General features: G+C 70.7%; 18 protein-coding genes. 5 read left to right on the top strand and 13 right to left on the bottom strand.

All coding sequences use genetic code 11. The annotated features are described in order from the left end of the window. Nucleotides 1-106 precede the first annotated feature (106 nt). The 4 genes from I6J71_RS39360 to I6J71_RS39345 all read right to left on the bottom strand — a co-directional run bounded on the left by I6J71_RS39360 (nt 107) and on the right by I6J71_RS39345 (nt 3307). Complete coding sequence (locus I6J71_RS39360) at nt 107-490, bottom strand: DUF1707 domain-containing protein (RefSeq protein ID WP_204091498.1); 384 nt, start codon at nt 488-490, stop codon at nt 107-109. A gap of 18 nt (nt 491-508) precedes the next feature. After that, nucleotides 509-1060: a DUF1707 domain-containing protein gene (locus tag I6J71_RS39355; RefSeq protein ID WP_204091497.1), complete on the bottom strand. Its 552-nt coding sequence runs from the start codon at nt 1058-1060 to the stop codon at nt 509-511. Nucleotides 1061-1114: 54 nt separating this feature from the next. Then, nucleotides 1115-2914, bottom strand: a complete 1800-nt coding sequence (locus I6J71_RS39350; protein ID WP_204097461.1) for an acetyl/propionyl/methylcrotonyl-CoA carboxylase subunit alpha — start codon at nt 2912-2914, stop codon at nt 1115-1117. Between the two features lie 102 nt (nt 2915-3016). Beyond that, nucleotides 3017-3307, bottom strand: a complete 291-nt coding sequence (locus I6J71_RS39345; RefSeq protein ID WP_204091496.1) for an SAV_915 family protein — start codon at nt 3305-3307, stop codon at nt 3017-3019. Between the two features lie 50 nt (nt 3308-3357). On the opposite strand from I6J71_RS39345, the gene I6J71_RS39340 reads away from it, so the two are divergent. Continuing rightward, nucleotides 3358-4104: a hypothetical protein gene (locus tag I6J71_RS39340; protein WP_204091495.1), complete on the top strand. Its 747-nt coding sequence runs from the start codon at nt 3358-3360 to the stop codon at nt 4102-4104. Nucleotides 4105-4131: 27 nt separating this feature from the next. Here I6J71_RS39340 and I6J71_RS39335 read toward each other — a convergent pair whose 3' ends face one another. After that, nucleotides 4132-5454 carry a dicarboxylate/amino acid:cation symporter gene (locus tag I6J71_RS39335; RefSeq protein ID WP_204091494.1) on the bottom strand — a complete coding sequence of 441 codons (1323 nt, stop codon included), beginning with the start codon at nt 5452-5454 and terminating at the stop codon, nt 4132-4134. Between the two features lie 91 nt (nt 5455-5545). Continuing rightward, nucleotides 5546-6175, bottom strand: a complete 630-nt coding sequence (locus I6J71_RS39330) for a nucleoside triphosphate pyrophosphatase (protein ID WP_204091493.1) — start codon at nt 6173-6175, stop codon at nt 5546-5548. A 175-nt stretch (nt 6176-6350) separates the two neighbouring features. On the opposite strand from I6J71_RS39330, the gene I6J71_RS39325 reads away from it, so the two are divergent. After that, the gene (locus tag I6J71_RS39325; protein WP_204091492.1) at nt 6351-6494 is read left to right on the top strand and encodes a hypothetical protein; all 144 of its coding nucleotides are present in this window, start codon (nt 6351-6353) and stop codon (nt 6492-6494) included. Nucleotides 6495-6882: 388 nt separating this feature from the next. On the opposite strand, the gene I6J71_RS39320 is transcribed toward I6J71_RS39325, so the two are convergent. The 3 genes from I6J71_RS39320 to I6J71_RS39310 all read right to left on the bottom strand — a co-directional run bounded on the left by I6J71_RS39320 (nt 6883) and on the right by I6J71_RS39310 (nt 10665). Continuing rightward, the gene (locus I6J71_RS39320) at nt 6883-8505 is read right to left on the bottom strand and encodes a DHA2 family efflux MFS transporter permease subunit (protein ID WP_204091491.1); all 1623 of its coding nucleotides are present in this window, start codon (nt 8503-8505) and stop codon (nt 6883-6885) included. After that, nucleotides 8486-9106: a PadR family transcriptional regulator gene (locus tag I6J71_RS39315; RefSeq protein WP_204091490.1), complete on the bottom strand. Its 621-nt coding sequence runs from the start codon at nt 9104-9106 to the stop codon at nt 8486-8488. The genes I6J71_RS39320 and I6J71_RS39315 overlap by 20 nt, the downstream gene beginning before the upstream one ends. A 269-nt stretch (nt 9107-9375) precedes the next feature. After that, complete coding sequence (locus tag I6J71_RS39310; protein WP_239154167.1) at nt 9376-10665, bottom strand: MFS transporter; 1290 nt, start codon at nt 10663-10665, stop codon at nt 9376-9378. 117 nt (nt 10666-10782) lie between these two features. Here I6J71_RS39310 and I6J71_RS39305 point away from each other — a divergent pair, with 117 nt between their 5' ends. Further along, nucleotides 10783-11400 carry a TetR/AcrR family transcriptional regulator gene (locus tag I6J71_RS39305; RefSeq protein ID WP_204091488.1) on the top strand — a complete coding sequence of 206 codons (618 nt, stop codon included), beginning with the start codon at nt 10783-10785 and terminating at the stop codon, nt 11398-11400. Here the strand turns inward: I6J71_RS39305 and I6J71_RS39300 are convergent. From I6J71_RS39300 to I6J71_RS39290, 3 genes are read right to left on the bottom strand one after another with little or no spacing between them, the layout of a single operon-like run. Further along, nucleotides 11393-11887, bottom strand: a complete 495-nt coding sequence (locus I6J71_RS39300) for a hypothetical protein (protein WP_204091487.1) — start codon at nt 11885-11887, stop codon at nt 11393-11395. The two genes, I6J71_RS39305 and I6J71_RS39300, sit on opposite strands and share 8 nt — an antisense overlap. After that, nucleotides 11860-12078 (bottom strand): acyl-CoA carboxylase epsilon subunit, encoded by a 219-nt coding sequence (locus I6J71_RS39295; protein WP_204091486.1) that lies wholly within the window; start codon nt 12076-12078, stop codon nt 11860-11862. The genes I6J71_RS39300 and I6J71_RS39295 overlap by 28 nt, the downstream gene beginning before the upstream one ends. 8 nt (nt 12079-12086) lie before the next feature. Beyond that, entirely contained in the window at nt 12087-13721 is a 1635-nt protein-coding gene (locus tag I6J71_RS39290) for an acyl-CoA carboxylase subunit beta (protein WP_204091485.1), read from the bottom strand. 70 nt (nt 13722-13791) lie between these two features. Between I6J71_RS39290 and I6J71_RS39285 the strand changes: the two genes are divergently transcribed. After that, entirely contained in the window at nt 13792-14613 is an 822-nt protein-coding gene (locus I6J71_RS39285) for a GNAT family N-acetyltransferase (RefSeq protein WP_204091484.1), read from the top strand. Nucleotides 14614-14903: 290 nt separating this feature from the next. Here the strand turns inward: I6J71_RS39285 and I6J71_RS39280 are convergent, their stop codons facing one another. Further along, the gene (locus I6J71_RS39280) at nt 14904-15602 is read right to left on the bottom strand and encodes an NAD(P)H-dependent oxidoreductase (protein ID WP_204091483.1); all 699 of its coding nucleotides are present in this window, start codon (nt 15600-15602) and stop codon (nt 14904-14906) included. Nucleotides 15603-15672: 70 nt separating this feature from the next. Here I6J71_RS39280 and I6J71_RS39275 point away from each other — a divergent pair, with 70 nt between their 5' ends. After that, nucleotides 15673-16656 carry a GlxA family transcriptional regulator gene (locus I6J71_RS39275; protein ID WP_239154166.1) on the top strand — a complete coding sequence of 328 codons (984 nt, stop codon included), beginning with the start codon at nt 15673-15675 and terminating at the stop codon, nt 16654-16656. Nucleotides 16657-16759 lie beyond the last annotated feature (103 nt).

The following is a 16759-nucleotide window of genomic DNA, read 5'->3' as shown; positions in this document are numbered from 1 at the left end:
CGGGTGCACGGCACCCGGCACCACACCCATCATGGACGCGATTCTCGCAGCCGCGGACGGGGATGGGGCTCCACCGTTTCGACGCGGGGGTCCACCGATCGGTGGATCAGCGGCGGCGCCAGCCCGTGATCAGGAGGACCGCGATGGGCAGTGCGAACACCAGCATCAGCCGTCCGCGGGAAAGCACGAGCACCACGATCGCGATGACCACGGAGATCGCCACGGCGTGGCGGGTGGCGAAGCGCAGCAACGCACCGTCAGCGGACTGGGCCGGGGCAGGCTCCGGAGCGGCTTCGCGGGACACGGCCAGCAGCGCGCTCGGCCGCGGTGACGGCAGGTCGTCGAACAACGGCACCAGGTCGCTGACCACCTTGGCGGCCGTGACCTTCGCCGACCGCGTGCCGTACTCGTCGACGTCGAGCCGGCCGGTGCGGACGTGTTCGGAGAGGACGTCGAGCGCGTCCTGGCGTTCGGCGTCGCTGAGACGCATGTCGGACACGGAAGGGCCTCAGCGGTCCCAGCGGCGGCGACGGAATTCGTCGCGCATCTCGCGCCGCATCTCGCGGTGCTCGAGCCGGTGTTCGCGGTGGCGGTGTTCGAGGTCCCCACCCTGGCCCCAGAGCGCGCGGCCGATGATGCTCAGCACGATCGGCGCCAGGATCAAGGGAAACGCGGGCAGCGTGCCTGTGGCGATCAGCGCGATGGCCGCGATCCACACCAGCGGGACGACCGCGGCCGTGAAGCGCTGGCCACCCGACCAGCCGTCCGGCCGGGCCACCGCGGTCTGCGGCACCGTAGCCGGGATCGGGGCGGGCGACGGTGGGGCCGGCACCGGAGGCTGCGTGGGCGACCCACCCCCGTACGACGGATGCGGCGCCGGCAGGTCGGCGAACAGCTCGGCCAGCTCGCCCCGCGTCTTGGCCGCGGTGATGCGAGCCGAGCGCTCGCCGTACTCGTCGATGTCGATCCGTCCTGCGGTCATGTGCTCACCGAGCGCATTCAGCGCAGATTCCCGTTCCTGGTCGCTGATCCGCAGCTGCGGAGACGGAACCTCGTTCACACCGTCGATGGTAGGCCGCCGTGGGCTGGTCCACCCACGACATTCGGCACAACTTCAGTCCTTCAGCTCCAGAAGCTGCGTGCCCTGGGTCACCGCGGCGCCGACCTCGACCGAAAGACCCGTGACGGTGCCCGCTTTGTGCGCCGTGACCGGGTTTTCCATCTTCATCGCCTCGAGGACCACGATGAGCTCGCCCGCCTCGACGTGCTGGCCGTCCTCGACGGCGATCTTCACGATCGTGCCTTGCATCGGCGCCGTGACCGCGTCGCCACTCACCGCAGCCTTCGCGCCCCCGGAACGCTTGCGCGGCTTGGCCTTCGCGGCCGCCGCACCGCCGCCCGCCCCTTCGAGCGCGAACCCACCCGGCAGCGACACCTCGAGCCGGCGCCCGCCGACCTCGACCACCACGTTCTGCCGCGGCGCCTCTTCTTCGGCATCGGGCGCAGTGTTGTTGTCGAACGGTTCGATCTTGTTGTCGAACTCCGTCTCGATCCAGCGCGTGTGCACGCTGAACCCGTTCTCGTCGCCGATGAACGCCGGGTCGTCCACGATCACGCGGTCGAACGGCAGCACGGTCGCCATGCCCTCGACCACGAACTCGGCCAGCGCGCGGCGGCTGCGCTCGAGCGCGTTGTTCCGGTCGGAACCGGTGACGATGAGCTTCGCGAGCATCGAGTCGAACTGCCCGCCGATCACGCTGCCCGACTCCACGCCGGAGTCGACGCGTACGCCGGGACCGTTGGGCGAGATGAACTTCGTGACCGTGCCCGGCGCCGGCAGGAAGCCTCGGCCGGCGTCCTCGCCGTTGATGCGGAACTCGATCGAGTGCCCGCGCGGCTCGGGGTCTTCGGTGATGCGCAGCTTCTCACCGCGCGCGATGCGGAACATCTCGCGCACGAGGTCGAGGCCCGTCGTCTCCTCCGACACGGGGTGCTCCACCTGCAGCCGGGTGTTCACCTCGAGGAAGGAGATGGTGCCGTCGGTGGCCACGAGGTACTCGACCGTGCCGGCGCCGTAGTAGCCGGCTTCCTTGCAGATCGCCTTGGCCGATTCGTGGATGCGCCGGCGCTGGTCGTCGGACAGGAACGGCGCGGGCGCCTCCTCGACGAGCTTCTGGTGCCGGCGCTGCAGCGAGCAGTCGCGCGTGCCGACCACGATCGCGTTGCCGTGCTGGTCGGCCAGCACCTGCGCTTCGACGTGGCGCGGCTTGTCGAGGTAGCGCTCCACGAAGCACTCGCCGCGCCCGAACGCGGCCACCGCTTCGCGCGTCGCCGACTCGAACAGCTCCGGGATCTCCTCGCGGGTGCGGGCGACCTTGAGGCCGCGGCCGCCGCCGCCGAACGCCGCCTTGATCGCCACGGGCAGGCCGTGCTCGTCGGCGAACGCGATGATCTCGTCGGCGTCCTTCACCGGTTCCTTCGTGCCGGGCACGAGCGGTGCGCCGGCGCGCATCGCGATGTGCCGCGCGGTCACCTTGTCGCCGAGGTCCCGAATGGACTGCGGGCTCGGCCCGATCCACGTGAGCCCGGCGTCGAGCACGGCCTGGGCGAATTCGGCGTTCTCGGACAGGAAGCCGTATCCCGGGTGAACGGAGTCCGCGCCGGAGCGCTTCGCCGCGTCGAGGATCTTGTCGATGGACAGGTAGCTTTCGGCGGCGGTCGAACCGCCGAGGGCGAATGCTTCGTCGGCCAGGCGCACGTGGGGTGCGTCGCGGTCGGGGTCGGCGTACACCGCGACGCTGGTGAGACCCGCGTCCTTGGCCGCCCTGATCACGCGGACCGCGATCTCACCGCGGTTGGCGACGAGGATCTTGGTCACCGGACCACCTGTGCTCGCGATGTCCTGCTCGGTCACCCGTAACCTCCCGTGTCCGGTGCGCTCCACTGCCTGGTGTCCGGGAGTCTACGGACCGCAATACCCGCTGGGATGAGAGCTGGACCACCCGGTAGTTGTCGGTTATACCCGCGCCGTGTGCCGCAGTTCGACCGGGAGCTCGGTGTCGAGCACGATGACGTCGTAGGGGTTGACCTGGTGGAGCATCGGCAGGTGCGCCGTGTCGAGCACGAGCCACGGCTGGTGCTCACCGCAGCACTCGACCAGCTTTTCGAGTGAGGTGAAGGCGACGAGCGCGACGCGGCCGTCCGGGGTGTGGCGCAGCTCGATGTTCGCGCCGGTGCCCCCGTCGGTGGTCGGGGCGACCGGGCTCGTCGGCAGGTACAGGGCCGGGGGCAGGTTCGGGTTCGTCACGGGGACAACATAGACGGACACGGTCCGCAAGGTCGCCTACAGTCTCGGATATGCGGACCTCGCCCCTGCGGATCCCGCGATCCGCGCTGTTCACGGCGGTGCTCGCCGCCGTCGTGACGGTGGCGGCGCTCGTGGTCGTCTTCGGACTGCGGCCGAAGCCCGCCGACGTGGCCGCCGCACCCGGCGTGTCCGGGATCCCCGAGCCCGCGGCGCCCACCACCACGACCTGCGGCCCGGGCCCGTGCCGGCAGCTGGCCGCGGTGACGGTGGGCGGCACCCCGGTGGTGCTGCTGGCCGACGCGTCGGGCGGCTGGGGCCGCGTGCAGGTCGGACCGCAGCCGGGCACGGAGTTCGAGCTCGCCATCACGACGATGGGCGCGAAGCTGAACGCGCAGTCGTTGCGGTGCATCGCAGGCAAGACCTCGGCGTGCCTCGTGCGCGGCACCGTGGGTGGTGCGGTCGACGGCGCGGGCGGCGCGTACGGCGAGCTGCTCATCGGGTCCGACGGTGTGTGGCGCGACTTCGGCAAACCGTACTTCGCCGACGCCGGCACGCTTTCGCTGTTCGACACGACGGCCGACGGGCGCCCGGACGTGCTCGTCGTGCGCCACGAGTGTCCCGATGCGACACCCGGCACGCCTGAGTGCCAGGCGGCGCCGGTGCTCGCGGAGGCCTACCAGCTCAGCGGCGCGGTGATCGGGTGCACGAAGAAGGTGACGGCGCCCTCGGACCTGCGGGGCTGGCCGGAGGTCGAGGTGCGCGCGTCGGAACTGCGGCCGTGCCCGGACGGCGGCTGAGCGGGTTCGCCCGGCCGCCGTCAGGGATCAGGCCGTGACGGGGGTGGCATGCTTCGGGGCCGGTGCGTCGCGAACGGTGTCGTCGAGCAGGCCTTCGCCGCGGGCGACGACGGCCGGGACCACGATCTGGCCGGCGACGTTGGTGGCCGTGCGCATCATGTCCATGATCGGGTTCACGGAGTAGATGAGCGCGATGCCGAGCGCCACCTGCTTGGCGTCGAGGCCGATGAACGCCGTGGTGAGGGTGAGCGCGGTGAGCCAGCCGGTGGTCCCGGCCGTGGCGAGCGCGCCGAGCACGGCGACCACGACGATGCCGGCGTACTGGCCGATGCTCAGCGAAACCCCGGACAGGTTGGCGATGAAGATGGCGCCGATGGCGGGGAACACGGCGGCGCAACCGTCCATTTTGGTCGCGCTGGCGAGCGGGGTGGCGAAGGCCGCGTAGGACGGTTCGACGCCGAGGTTCACCGCCGCCTGGCGAGTGAGCGGCAGCGTCGCGGCGGACGACTGCGAAGCGAACGCGAACTGGATCGCCGTGCCGGCCTTGGCGAAGAACGTGAGCGGGCTGACCTTCGCGACGAACTGCAGCAGGATCGGGTAGACGACGAACAGCACCAGCAGGCAACCGGCGTACACCGCGACCGTGGTCGAGAGCAGCGGGCGGAACAGCGCGTCGCCGTAGTTGGCGACGGCCGCGCCGATCAGGCCCGCGATGCCGATCGGGGCGAGGCGCACGATCCAGCCGAGGTAGCGTTGCACGATCTCGAAGACGCTCGCGGTGAAGTCGGCGAACGGCTTCGCCTTGTCGCCCAGGCTGTAGGCGGTGGCACCGATCAGCACGGCGAGGAAGAGCACCTGAAGCGTGTTGCCCTCGGCGAAGGCGGCGAAGAAGTTCCGGGGGAGCAGGCCGTCGATGAAGGCGTCCCACGAGCCCCAGTTGCTCACGCTCTTCGCGGCCTTGTCGGCGTTCTTCGCCGTGGCCGCGATGCCGGCCCCGAGGCCGCCCGCGCCTGGGTTGAACAGCTTGCCGATCGCGATGCCGATGAGCGACGCGATGAACGACGTGATGGCGAACCACAGCACGGTGCGGCCGCCGAGGCGCGCGGCCTTCCGGCCGCCACCGAGGCCGCGCAGGCTGGTGATGCCGACCACGATCGCCGTGAAGACCAGCGGGATCACCGCGATCTGCAGCAGCGTCGTGAAGATCGTGCCGATCTGGTGCAGCACTTCGGTGAGCGTGGTGGCGCCCGTCGTCCTGGCCAGGACGCCGAGCGCCGCGCCCACGACGAGCGAGCCGATCACCGCGGCCGCGAAGACACGAGGTTTGGTGTACGCGCGGAGGAAAGACACGAAGCCACCCCAGAGGTCGAAAGTTCCCGTTCCAGCCCGATCCGGGCCGAACATGAACTTTCTTCCATCACTCGGTGGAGTGAAAGTTGTCTCAGGATGTGGGAGGCGTCCAGAAATCCACGACACTCACGCCGACCTCGGCCAGCAGGCGCCGCACAAGCGGGAGGCTGAGCCCGATGACGCTCGACGGGTCGCCCTCGATGCCTTCGACGAACCAGCCGCCGAGCCCGTCGAGCGTGAACGCCCCGGCCACCTGAAGCGGTTCGCCGCTGGCGAGGTACGCCTCGAGTTCCTCGTCGCTGGGGTGTCCGAAGTGGACGGTGGTGCGCTGCGTGCCGGCGGCTTCCTTGGTGCGGTGGCCGTTTTCGACACGGATGACGGCGTGGCCGGTGATCAGGTCGCCCGAGTTGCCGGCCATCGCAGCCCACCGGCGCCGCGCGACCTCGGGCGTGCCCGGCTTGCCGACCATCTCGCCGCCGATGTTGAGCATCGAGTCGCACGCCACGATCACGGCGTCGCTCAGCGCGCCGGCCACCTCGGTGAAGACGGCATTGCCCTTGGCGCTCGCCAGCGCTGTGACGAGTTCCTCGGGCTCCGGGTCGGTGAGCGACGCCGCGATGGCGTCCTCGTCGACCCCGGACACCACGACGCTCGGATCGAAACCGGCGGCACGGAGCAGGGCGAGGCGGGCGGGGGACTGGGAGGCGAGAACGAGGCGCACGGGTGAAAGTTACCGCTCGTAGCGGGCGTTGCCGAATTGTGACCCGCAACACTCGATCGCGGAGTAGTTTGTTGTTGCTCGCAACATATCGGCCTGGGCCTCCCGCGTGCACTCCGCGGCACGACCGGCCTCGACGGTAGCAGGGCAGCTGCCGGGAAGGGACGACGGTGAACGCATGACCGTGAGGGTGACCGAATCCACGCCTGCGACCAGGTCGCGCTCTCCCTGGTGGGCCCGGCTGCGAGCACCGAAGCACCGCGAGGTGGGGCGCCCGGACACCGGCGGGGCCGGCAAGACCTCCCAGCAGCTGCGCGGGTGATGGACGTGGTGCTCGCCTCCGTTGCCCGATCGCACGCCGCCCGAACCGGCGCGGCTGAGTCGATTACTCAGCGGAGTCGGCCGGCCACCGCTTCGCTCGTTCGCCGGTCGGCTCGCCCGCGATCGGCTGCACGCCGCCGGCCCCGGCCGGCCACGTCGGCGAGGTGGTGCTCGCTGTGTGGGGCCGCGCGGCGGAGACCGCCGCGACGACCACTTCACTGACCGGGCCGGCGGGCCTCGTGCGCCGTGGCACCGCCACAGGACCGGCCACTTCGCCGAGGCGGACCGCCGCCGGCTCACGACCGCTCACCGACTTTTCTCTCCCGCGGTAAGCGCACCGTCCCCTCGGCCCCGGTTCCCGCGCCGGTGGCCGAGGGACGGCGCGTGGGTCAGGCGGTGGCCGGCGCTTGCGTCTCCGCGGAGTTCGCCGGGGCCTGGGGGCGCGGGGTGACGCGGCGCAGCAGCGACGCGGACAGGACTCCGAGCAACAGCACGGCGATCGGCAGGATCAGGGTGGCGCGGGCGGCGTCGGTGAGGCCGTGGTGAACGGCTTCGGTCGCGAGCCGGCCGGCCTGCGCGGCGATGTCCGAGGGCAGTCCCGGCATCGACGAGGGGCCGCCGGACGAGCCGAACTCGCCCGTGGAGGCCGCGGCCTTCGCGATGCCTTCGGTGAACGGCCGGCGGTACTGCTCGGGCAGTTGGGCCGCGGCGTTCGCCGCCTCGTCGGTGATCGAGGCGCTGATACGGGCCTGCAGCAGCACGCCGATGGCCGCGCTGCCGAGGACACCGCCGACCTGGCGCGCGGTGTTGAAGATGCCCGACGCGGTGCCGGCGAGCTGCGGCTGGACCGACGCCATCGTCAGGTTGCTCATCGGCGAGAAGATGCAGCCGATGCCGAGGCCGCAGACGAGCAGCGCGGGGATCAGGGCCCACGGGCTCGTGTCCGGCCGCGCCTGCAGCGCGATGATGCCCATGCCGACCGCCAGCAGCGACAGGCCGCCCATCACCAGGTACTTGCCGTTGATCCGGTCCGACGCACGGCCCACGAATGGCGCGATGACCCCTGACAGCAACGACATCGGCGCGGTCAGCGCGCCGGCCAGCGTCGGGGTCAGGCCGAGCACCGTCTGGATGTAGATGATCAGCGGCAGGAACATGCCCGTCATCGTGAAGCCGACGGTGGTCGCGGTGACCGTGCCCGCGGAGAAGTTGCGGTTGGCGAACACCGCGAGCGGCACGAGCGGCTCCCGGCGGTTGAACCGTTGCCACAGCACGAAAGCCACGAGCAGCACCACGCCGGCGCCGATGAACTCGAACACGGTGATGCCGCCGAAGACGGTGCCCCAGTCGTACTGCTGCCCGTTCTGCACGCCGAACACGAGGCAGAACAGCCCCGCGGCCGAGAGGAAGATGCCGATGAAGTCGAAGGAGTGCGAGTGCCTCGGCTGCCAGTCGGGCACGAGCAGCAGCGTCAGCACGATCGCGACGGCGCCGATGGGCACGTTGACGAAGAAGATCCATTCCCAGCCGAGGTGGTCGACGAGCACGCCGCCCAGCAGCGGACCGGCGATCGTGGCCAGGCCGGCGACACCGCCCCACGCCCCCATCGCGGGACCGCGCTTGGCCGGCGGGAACAGGTGCGTGATGAACGCCAGCGTCTGCGGCGTCATCAGGGCGGCGCCGAGGCCCTGCACGGCGCGGGCCGCGATGAGCAGCTCGACGTTGCCGGACAGGCCGCACCACAGCGACGCGCCCGTGAACACGACCAGGCCGGCGAGGAACACCCGCTTCGGCCCGAAGCGGTCGCCGAGGCGGCTGGTGAAGAGCATCGGCACGGCGTAGGTCAGCAGGTAGACGCTGATCACCCACACCACGGAGTTGAGGCCGGTGTCCAGCTTGATCAGCATGTTGGGCACCGCGATGGACACGATGGTCGTGTCCAGCAGGATCATGAAGAACCCCAGGCACAGCGCGCTGAGCGCGGCCCACGGGTCAGCTTGTCTCGCGTTCATCGGTTTCCTCGGTGACTAGGCTCAAAGCGGGCTTGTGGCCCTGGAAAGGAATGCGGCCGGAGGAAAGTTCGGCGTAGAGGCGCTCGCACCACTCGAGCTCGAAGGCCCGGTGGTCGGCGGCGTAGCGGAAGTCGAGCCAGTAGACCTCGGGCACCGCCTCGCCGCGCACCTGCTCGAGCATCACCTGGTCCGAGGCGACGCTCGCACGCAGCAGCGTGATCCGGTGCTCCAGCTCGACCAGCGCGGTGTCGCGCCCGAGTTCGTCGATCACGGCCAGCCCGCTGAGGAACGCGGGGTACTCCTCGGCGACGTCGCCGAGCAGCTCCCGCCCCCGCTGTTCGAGCGCGTCCTGCCCCGCGGGCGTCATCGCGTACACGGTCCGCTCCGGCCGCCTGCCGTCCCGCTGGGTGTCGACGACCTCGATGAAACCGCATCGCTGCAAGCGCTCCACGGTGTGGTAGAGCGAGCCGGCCTTCAGCTTCACGCGCCGGTCGACGTACCGCTCGCGCATGAGCTGAGCCATCTCGTAGGGGTGCATCGGCTTCTCGTGCAGCAGCTCCAGCACGGCCACCCCCAGAGCGGTCAGCTTCACGGAAGGCATCGGTCCTAGATCCTTTCGAGTGATCCAGTGCGGTTATTCCACGTGGACTATAAGGTTCGTGGACTATACGGTGCCGGGCAACGGGTGGTCCAGTGCGGTTTGTGCTGGTGAACGCACTGTCGCTGACGGTGATGGCCTGGTTTGGGCGTTGTTCGGCCACGATAGCCGGAGGGTCTGACAAAACTGGTCGTCGCGGTGCGTAGCCGCACCCGGGCGCAGCAACGAGGCCCGGGCTGGGGCCCGGGCCTCGAAGCCGCAGCGCGCGTCGGTCAGTCGGCCACGTGGTGCAGCTGTTCCCGCGCCGCCCGTGCGCGTCGGCCCAGCAGCGAGTACCACCCGGCGGTTGCCGTCCCCACGGTCAGCGCGGCGGCGCTCAAGCCCAGCGACCAGTGCACCCCCACCGCCGAGCCCAGCAAGCCCACGGTGAACCCGCTGCCGGCGCGCAAACCGTTGGCGGAGACGTTGTAGACGCCGATCACCCGCCCGCGTTCTTCGGGTTTGGCCAGCAGCTGCACCACCGTCTGCCCGATCGACATCGACGCGAGGTTCGCGACCCCGCCGATCAGCAGCAGGACCACCGCGAGCGGATAGCTGGCGGTCCAGGCGAAGAACAGGCTGGACAACCCGTACACGGCGGTGCTGACCACGGCGGCGGGCACGTTGGGTTTGATGCGCCCCGTCGCCTCCAGCAGGATGCCGCCGAGGACGCCGCCGGCGCCGTTGGCGAACAGCAGCACCCCGTAGGCCGTGCCGGCGCTGCCCGCGCCGAGGTCCTGGGCGAAGATCGGCATGGAGCTCTGCATCGAGGCACCCACGAAGAACGCGCCGAGCCCGGCCAGGATGATCATGCCGACCATGGTCGGGTTGGCGCCGACTTCGCGGAGCACGCGCACGGAGTCGAACAGGCCCACCCGCGGCCGCGCGATGATGCCGCCGTCGCGGGTGTGGCCGGTGAACTTGGTGCGGAACAAGAAGATCGTGAGTGGCAGGTAGAACGCGACGTTCACGAAGATCCCCGCCACCGGCCCCAGTCCGAGCAGTAGCGCCGAGCCGACGACCGGGCCGAAGAGGATGCCCAGGCTGCGGAAGGTCGCGTTGAGCCGCACGGCGCTCGGGAGCTCGGCGGGGCCCACGAAGTCGTGCAGCATCAGCTGTTCGCCCGGCCCCCAGATCGCGCCGGCGCAGCCGTGCAACACGAGCAGCACGCACGCGCTCCACACCTGCAGGGAATCGGTGAGGATCAGCACGCCCCACAATGCCGACACGATCATGAACAACGCCTGCGCGGCCTGGATGATCCGCCGGCAGTCGTGCCGGTCGGCGAGCCCGCCGAAGTACACCGAGAACAGCAGGAACGGCACCCAGTGGCTGATCACTTCGAAACCGGTGAGCGCGGGCGAGTGGAACTTCTCCCAGAGCACCCAGTACGTGATCACGTGCTCGATGTTGTCGGCCATCATCGCCAGCCCCGCGCCGAACAGGTACGGGCGGCAATCCTTGTTGTACAGCGCGGCGAACTTGCGCGGCGCCGCGGCGACCGCCGCAGGCTCCTCCGGCACGTGCGTCGGCACCCCACACGCGGAACACATGAGTTCGAGACCCCCCATTCCGTTGAACGAGAAGTCACGCTAGACGCAACGTTGCGTCTTGTCTACAAGCCGATTAGGCTTCCCGACGTGGGAGAGGTCACTGCGCCGGACACGCGCCGGCACCACGGGAACCGGTACGGCCGGAGCGAAGACGCGCGCCGCGCCGTGCTCGAGGCCGCCGACGACCTGCTGGTGGAACACGGGTTCGCCGGGCTGACGGTGGAGCGGATCGCCGCCACCGCCGGCGTTTCGAAGCAGACCATCTACCGCTGGTGGCCGTCCAAAGTGGACATCTTGTTGGACGCGCTCGGTGACGACCTCGCCGAAGAGCTGGTCCCGCCCGACCACGGCGACCTGCGCCGGGATCTGCGTGACCACCTCGCCGCCGTCGCCACCTTCCTGACCACGGCCGACGCGGGGGCTGTCTTCCGCGCCCTGCTCGGCCAGGCCCAGCACGACCCCGCGCTGGCCGCGCGGCTGCGCGCCGAGCACGTGCGCGGGCAGCACGCGCGCGACCGGCTGCCCTTCGAACGCGCCGTCGCGCGCGGCGACCTGCCCGCCGGAACCGACCTCGACCGCGCCGTCGAGCAGCTGATAGGGCCGATCCACTACCGCGTGCTGGTCACCGGCGCGCCGGTCACGCGCCGCTTCACCGACGACCTCGTCGACCGGTTCCTCGGCCAGGTGTATTTGGCCATCAGGTAGGGCGCGTGTCCGAGAAGCCGGTGGTCTGGTTGCTCGGCCGTTCGGGGAAGTGGCGGGCGGCCATCCAGATGGTGAGGTCGCGGGCGATGTCGTTGGTGCTGGTCGACGTGGTGACGTGATGCTCGTTGCTGGTGGTGTCGCGTTGGACGATCTCGTAGCCGCCTTCGTCCGGGACAGCCACTGAGGCAAACCACCCGGGATCATCCTCGTCAAGTTGGACGACTACGAAGGTGTTGTCCGAGTCGTAGAGGTCGCTGATCAGCATGAACGGCGCGGCTTCGGAGGGGTCGTCGATGCGGTCGCCGTTCTCACTGCCTGCGCCGTAGTACTGAGCCCCCAACGCTGCCTGCCCTCCGCCCGTCTGCGGCTGGTCGCGGTCGGAACGGCTTGGGTGGGCGCTGGGCGCAGGCGCAACGAAAACGGGCCGGACCACGAAGGCCGGCCCGCGGTCGGAAAACGTCAGCGCGGCAACGCCGAAGCCCGCCACGCGCCGTCGCCCGGGTGCAGGGGGGCGCGCAGCGCGGTGGCCCGGTCGCTCCACCACGAGGCGCGGCGAGCAGGAGCCGGCGCTGTGGCAGCCGAAGCCGCCGCGGCGGCCGCGACGACGGCGGTCAGCGCGGCCAATTCGACGTCGTCCGGGTTGCCGCGGACGACGCGGAGCAGGGGGCGATCGCTCACGGGAGACCTCACAGGGGGATGTTGCCGTGCTTCTTGGGCGGCAGCGATTCGCGCTTGTTCTTCAGCAGGGACAGCGCCTTGCTGACGTGTCCGCGCGTGTGGGCGGGCACGATCACCGAGTCGACGTAGCCGCGTTCGGCGGCGGCGTACGGGTTCAGCAGCGTGTCCTCGTACTCCTGGATCAGCTCGGCCCGGAGGGCGTCGACGTCGCGACCTTCGGCGGCGGCCGTGGCGAGCGTCTTGCGGTGCACGATGTTCGCCGCGCCCTGTGCGCCCATCACCGCGACCTCGGCGGTCGGCCAGGCGAGGTTGACGTCGGCGCCGAGGTGCTTGGACCCCATCACGTCGTACGCGCCGCCGTAGGCCTTGCGCGTGATGACGGTGACGAGCGGGACCGTCGCCTCCGCGTACGCGTAAATCAGCTTCGCGCCGCGGCGGATGATGCCGTTCCACTCCTGGTCGGTGCCGGGCAGGAAGCCGGGCACGTCGACGAAGGTGAGCACCGGGATGTTGAAGGCGTCGCACGTCCGCACGAACCGCGCGGCCTTCTCCGACGCCGAGATGTCGAGGCAGCCGGCGAACTGCGTCGGCTGGTTGGCGACGATGCCCACGCTCTGGCCGTCGACGCGGCCGAAGCCCACGAGGATGTTCGGTGCGAAGAGCTCGTGGACCTCGAGGAACTCGCCGTCGTCGAGCACGCGGGTGATGACCTCGTGCATGTCGTAGGGCGTGTTCGGCGAGTCGGGGATGATCGTGTCGAGCTCGCGGTCGGTGTCGGTGACGTTCTCGAAGAACCCGGCGGGCTCACCGGCTTCGAACACCGGCGGCTCGGACAGGTTGTTCTGCGGCAGGTAGGACAGCAGTTCCTTGACGTAGGCGATCGCGTCCTCGTCGTCGGAGCCGAGGTAGTGCGCGACGCCCGACTTAGTGTTGTGTGTGCGCGCTCCGCCGAGTTCCTCGAACGTCACGTCCTCGCCGGTCACGGTCTTCACGACGTCCGGGCCGGTGATGAACATCTGCGACGTCTCGTCGACCATCACCACGAAGTCGGTGAGCGCGGGGGAGTAGACGTGCCCGCCCGCGTTGGCGCCCATGATCAGCGAGATCTGCGGGATCACGCCCGAGGCGTGGGTGTTGCGGCGGAAGATCTCGGCGTAGAGACCGAGGGAGACCACGCCTTCCTGGATGCGTGCGCCGCCGCCCTCGTTCATGCCGATGATCGGGCAGCCGGTCTTGAGCGCGAGGTCCATGACCTTCACGATCTTCTCGCCGTAGACCTCGCCGAGCGCACCGCCGAACACCGTCACGTCCTGGGAGAACACGCACACGGGCCGGCCGTCGACGGTGCCGTAGCCCGTGACCACGCCGTCGCCGTACGGGCGGTTCTTCTCCAGCCCGAAGTTCGTGGAGCGGTGCCGCGCCAGCTCGTCGAGCTCGACGAAGGAGCCCTCGTCGAGCAGGAGGTCGATGCGCTCGCGGGCCGTCTTCTTGCCCTTGGCGTGCTGCTTCTCGATCGCGCGCGCCGACCCGGCGTGCACGGCCTCGTCGTAGCGGCGGTAGAGGTCCGCGAGCTTGCCGGCCGTGGTGTGGATGTCCGGTTCTTTCTCGGGCGGAGTCCCGAGCGGCTGCGTCGCACTGCTCATGGAGCGGAGCTTAGCTACCGCCAGGTCGCTTCGCGTGTGGCGTACGCCTCCCCGGGCATAGGGTGGCGGTGTGCTTCTCGCCGACGCTCCCGTCCGCCCGCTCGGGCCCGCCGACCTGACCGCCTGCCTCGACCTCGGAGCCGACCGCGACTGGCCGCGGGAGCACCGCAAGTGGTCCATCCTCCTCGACGTCGGCCGCGGCTTCGGCATCGACGCGCCCGACGGCGACGGCCTCGCGGCGACCTCGATCCTCGTCGAGACGGGTCCGGTCGCGTCGATCTCCATGGTCGTGGTCGCTTCGCGCTACGGGCGGCAGGGGCTCGGTGGCCGCGTGACTTCCCACGCCGTCGGGGCCGCGGGCGACACGACCGTGTTCCTGCACGCGAGCTCGTTGGGCCAACGGCTCTACGAATCGCTGGGCTTCGTCGTCGACGGCGGCTGCGAAGGCCACCTCGGCACGCTGGCCGACGACGGCGGCCCGGCCGCGCGCCCGATCACCCCCGCCGATGTCGCTCGCGTCTACGAGCTGGACGCCCTCGCCCAGGGTTTCCCCCGCCGCGCGCTCCTCGACCGCCTGCTGTTCGAAGCCGAACACGTCCACGTCACCGACGACGGCTTCGCGCTCGGCACCGTGCTCGACGGCGTGACCGTCATCGGCCCCGTCGTGGCGCCTTCCGAGGACGAAGCGAAGGCACTGGTCCGCGGCATCGCCCGCGCGACGGGCGGCCCGATCCGCGTGGACGTCGACTTCGCGCACGCGGGCCTGTCCGACTGGTGCCGCGCGTCGGGGCTGCTCCCGGTGGGCCCCGCACCGCGGCTCGTGCACGGTGGGAAGGCCTTACCCGGTCTCGCCGAGCGGCGGTTCGCGCCGTACAACCGGGCGCTGGGCTGAGTCAGTGCCCGGGCAGCACGCCCCGGCGGAACGCGATGGGTGCCGATCGTCGGCGCGGCTGCGGCGGGTCGGGAGCCGCGTTCGCCGAACACCGTGAGCTGCTCGAAACCCCGGCGCCGCAACGCTCCTCGATCCCGGCGCCGGCGGAGGTGGTCGCGAGCGAGCGGCGATCACTGCGCCGAAGTGTCCACTGTGGGTCTCGACGCTGCCGGGCCGGTGCACCTCGTGGCGGCGAAGCGTGGCCACGGCGAACAGCGGGTGGCCGGTGCGTTCGAGGTGATCAAGCGGCCTCAGCCGAGGTGGACACCGAGTCCTTCGCGGCCGGGCGCGAGGTCCGGGCGCAACACCAGGTCCCGCCCGTAGTCGCCGCCGTTCTGGGTGCGGAACGGGAGCGGCGTCGTCGTCCCCAGTGCGCGCAGGCGCTCCCGCAAACCCGAAACCGCACACGCGTAGGCGCACGCGGTCATGCGGTCCGCGTCGTATACGGCGAAGGGCGGCAGCACGGACATCCCGGTGTAGAAGAGCGTGCCGTGCTGGAGGCCGAAGAGCAGGTCGGTCAGCGGGCCGTTCACGCCCCGCGGACCCAGCGCCGGGGCGGTCGAGCCGGTGGTGACGACGACCAGCGCGCGTTTGCCCGCGAGCGCGCCTTCGCCGTAGCGGAGGGTGCGGCCGTCGCAGCCGCGCACGTCGTAGGCGTAGCCCTTCACGAACACGCGGTCGAACCAGCCCTTCAAGATCGCCGGCGTGCCGTACCACCAGAAGGGGAACTGCACGACCACCGCGTCGGCCCAGGTCAGCTTGGCCTGTTCGGCTTCCACGTCCGGCGGCGTGGTCGCGATCTCGTCGACGACGGGGTTCCAGCCCATCGCGTAGAGGTCGGATTCGCACACGTCGTGACCGAGGGCGCGCAACGTGGCCAGGCCCTCGTCGCGCAGGGCGCCGCCGAGGGAGTGCGGGTCAGGATGGGCGAAGAGCCAGAGGACGTTCATGACGCCAGGTTCGCTCCGTCCCGACCGGCGAACCAGTGGCCCGATGGTCAACCTGTGCAAGAATCGGGCCATGTCCGTTTTCCGTCATCCCGATCGGCACCACGTCGCGGTGCTGGTGCGCAACGGCATGCTCGTGATGGAGCTCGGCATCGTCCACCGGCTGTTCGGCCAGGCGCGTTCGGCCGAGGGCGAGCCGCTGTACGAGGTCGTCACCTGCACGCCCGAGCCCGGCGACCTCCGCACCGACTCCGACCTCCTGCTCCCCGTCGCCCAGGGGCCCGAGGCGCTGGCCGAGGCCGACACCGTCGTGATCCCGGCGTCGGCGGTGGAGTACGAGCCCACCGGCCGCGAGTACACGCCGTCGCTGGCTCGCGCCGTCGGCCTCATCCGCCCCGGCGCCCGCGTCGCGTCGATCTGCACCGGCGCGTTCGTGCTCGCGGCCGCGGGCCTGCTCGACGGCCGCCGCGCGACCACGCATTGGCGCTCGGCGGGTGAGTTCCAGCTCGAGTACCCGCGGGTGAAACTCGACCCCGACGTGCTCTACACCGAGGACGGCAACGTCCTCACCTCCGCCGGCGTCGCGTCCGGCATCGACCTGTGCCTGCACATGATCCGCCGCGATTTCGGCGCGGCCGTCGCCAACGACGTCGCGCGCGGCACCGTCGTGTCCCCCCACCGCGAGGGCGGGCAGGCCCAGTTCATCCGCCGCCCGGTGCCCGAGCCGCGGGCCGCGTCGACGAGCGCCGCGCGGGCGTGGGCGCTGGAGCACCTCGACCGGCCGTTGACGCTGCGCGACCTGGCGGCGAAGGAGTCGATGAGCGTGCGCACGTTCACGCGGCGCTTCCGCGAGGAGGTCGGGGTGTCGGCGCTGCAGTGGCTCACCCAGCAACGCGTGGAACGGGCTCGGCAGCTGCTTGAAGAGACGGACCTGCCGATCGACCGCATCGCCACCGACTGCGGCTTCGGCACGGCGGCGTCGCTGCGCCAGCACCTGCAGAGCGCGCTCGGGGTGTCGCCGAGCGCGTACCGCCACACCTTCCGCCGCACGGCGTGAAAACGGCGGTCCGTGGGCGCGTGCATGCCGGACGCACCCACGGACCGACCCCCAGTGGTCTGCCGAAGACGAGGGGGACGTCTTCGCCCACGACCCATCGTTG

It is taken from the genome of Amycolatopsis sp. FDAARGOS 1241, assembly GCF_016889705.1.
Classification (GTDB): Bacteria; Actinomycetota; Actinomycetes; order Mycobacteriales; family Pseudonocardiaceae; genus Amycolatopsis.
Note: the sequence above shows the minus strand (reverse complement) of the source record. Positions and strands in the feature narration are given on the sequence as shown.

Excerpts from the sequence above, each read along its gene's own strand:
- I6J71_RS39280 (WP_204091483.1), bottom strand. The coding sequence starts at position 15,602 with ATGAACGTCCTCTGGCTCTTCGCCCATCCTGACCCGCACTCCCTCGGC.
- I6J71_RS39360 (WP_204091498.1), bottom strand. The coding sequence starts at position 490 with ATGCGTCTCAGCGACGCCGAACGCCAGGACGCGCTCGACGTCCTCTCC.
- I6J71_RS39325 (WP_204091492.1), top strand. The coding sequence starts at position 6,351 with ATGACCGTGAGGGTGACCGAATCCACGCCTGCGACCAGGTCGCGCTCT.
- I6J71_RS39320 (WP_204091491.1), bottom strand. The coding sequence starts at position 8,505 with ATGAACGCGAGACAAGCTGACCCGTGGGCCGCGCTCAGCGCGCTGTGC.
- I6J71_RS39275 (WP_239154166.1), top strand. The coding sequence starts at position 15,673 with ATGTCCGTTTTCCGTCATCCCGATCGGCACCACGTCGCGGTGCTGGTG.
- I6J71_RS39315 (WP_204091490.1), bottom strand. The coding sequence starts at position 9,106 with ATGCCTTCCGTGAAGCTGACCGCTCTGGGGGTGGCCGTGCTGGAGCTG.
- I6J71_RS39340 (WP_204091495.1), top strand. The coding sequence starts at position 3,358 with ATGCGGACCTCGCCCCTGCGGATCCCGCGATCCGCGCTGTTCACGGCG.
- I6J71_RS39290 (WP_204091485.1), bottom strand. The coding sequence starts at position 13,721 with ATGAGCAGTGCGACGCAGCCGCTCGGGACTCCGCCCGAGAAAGAACCG.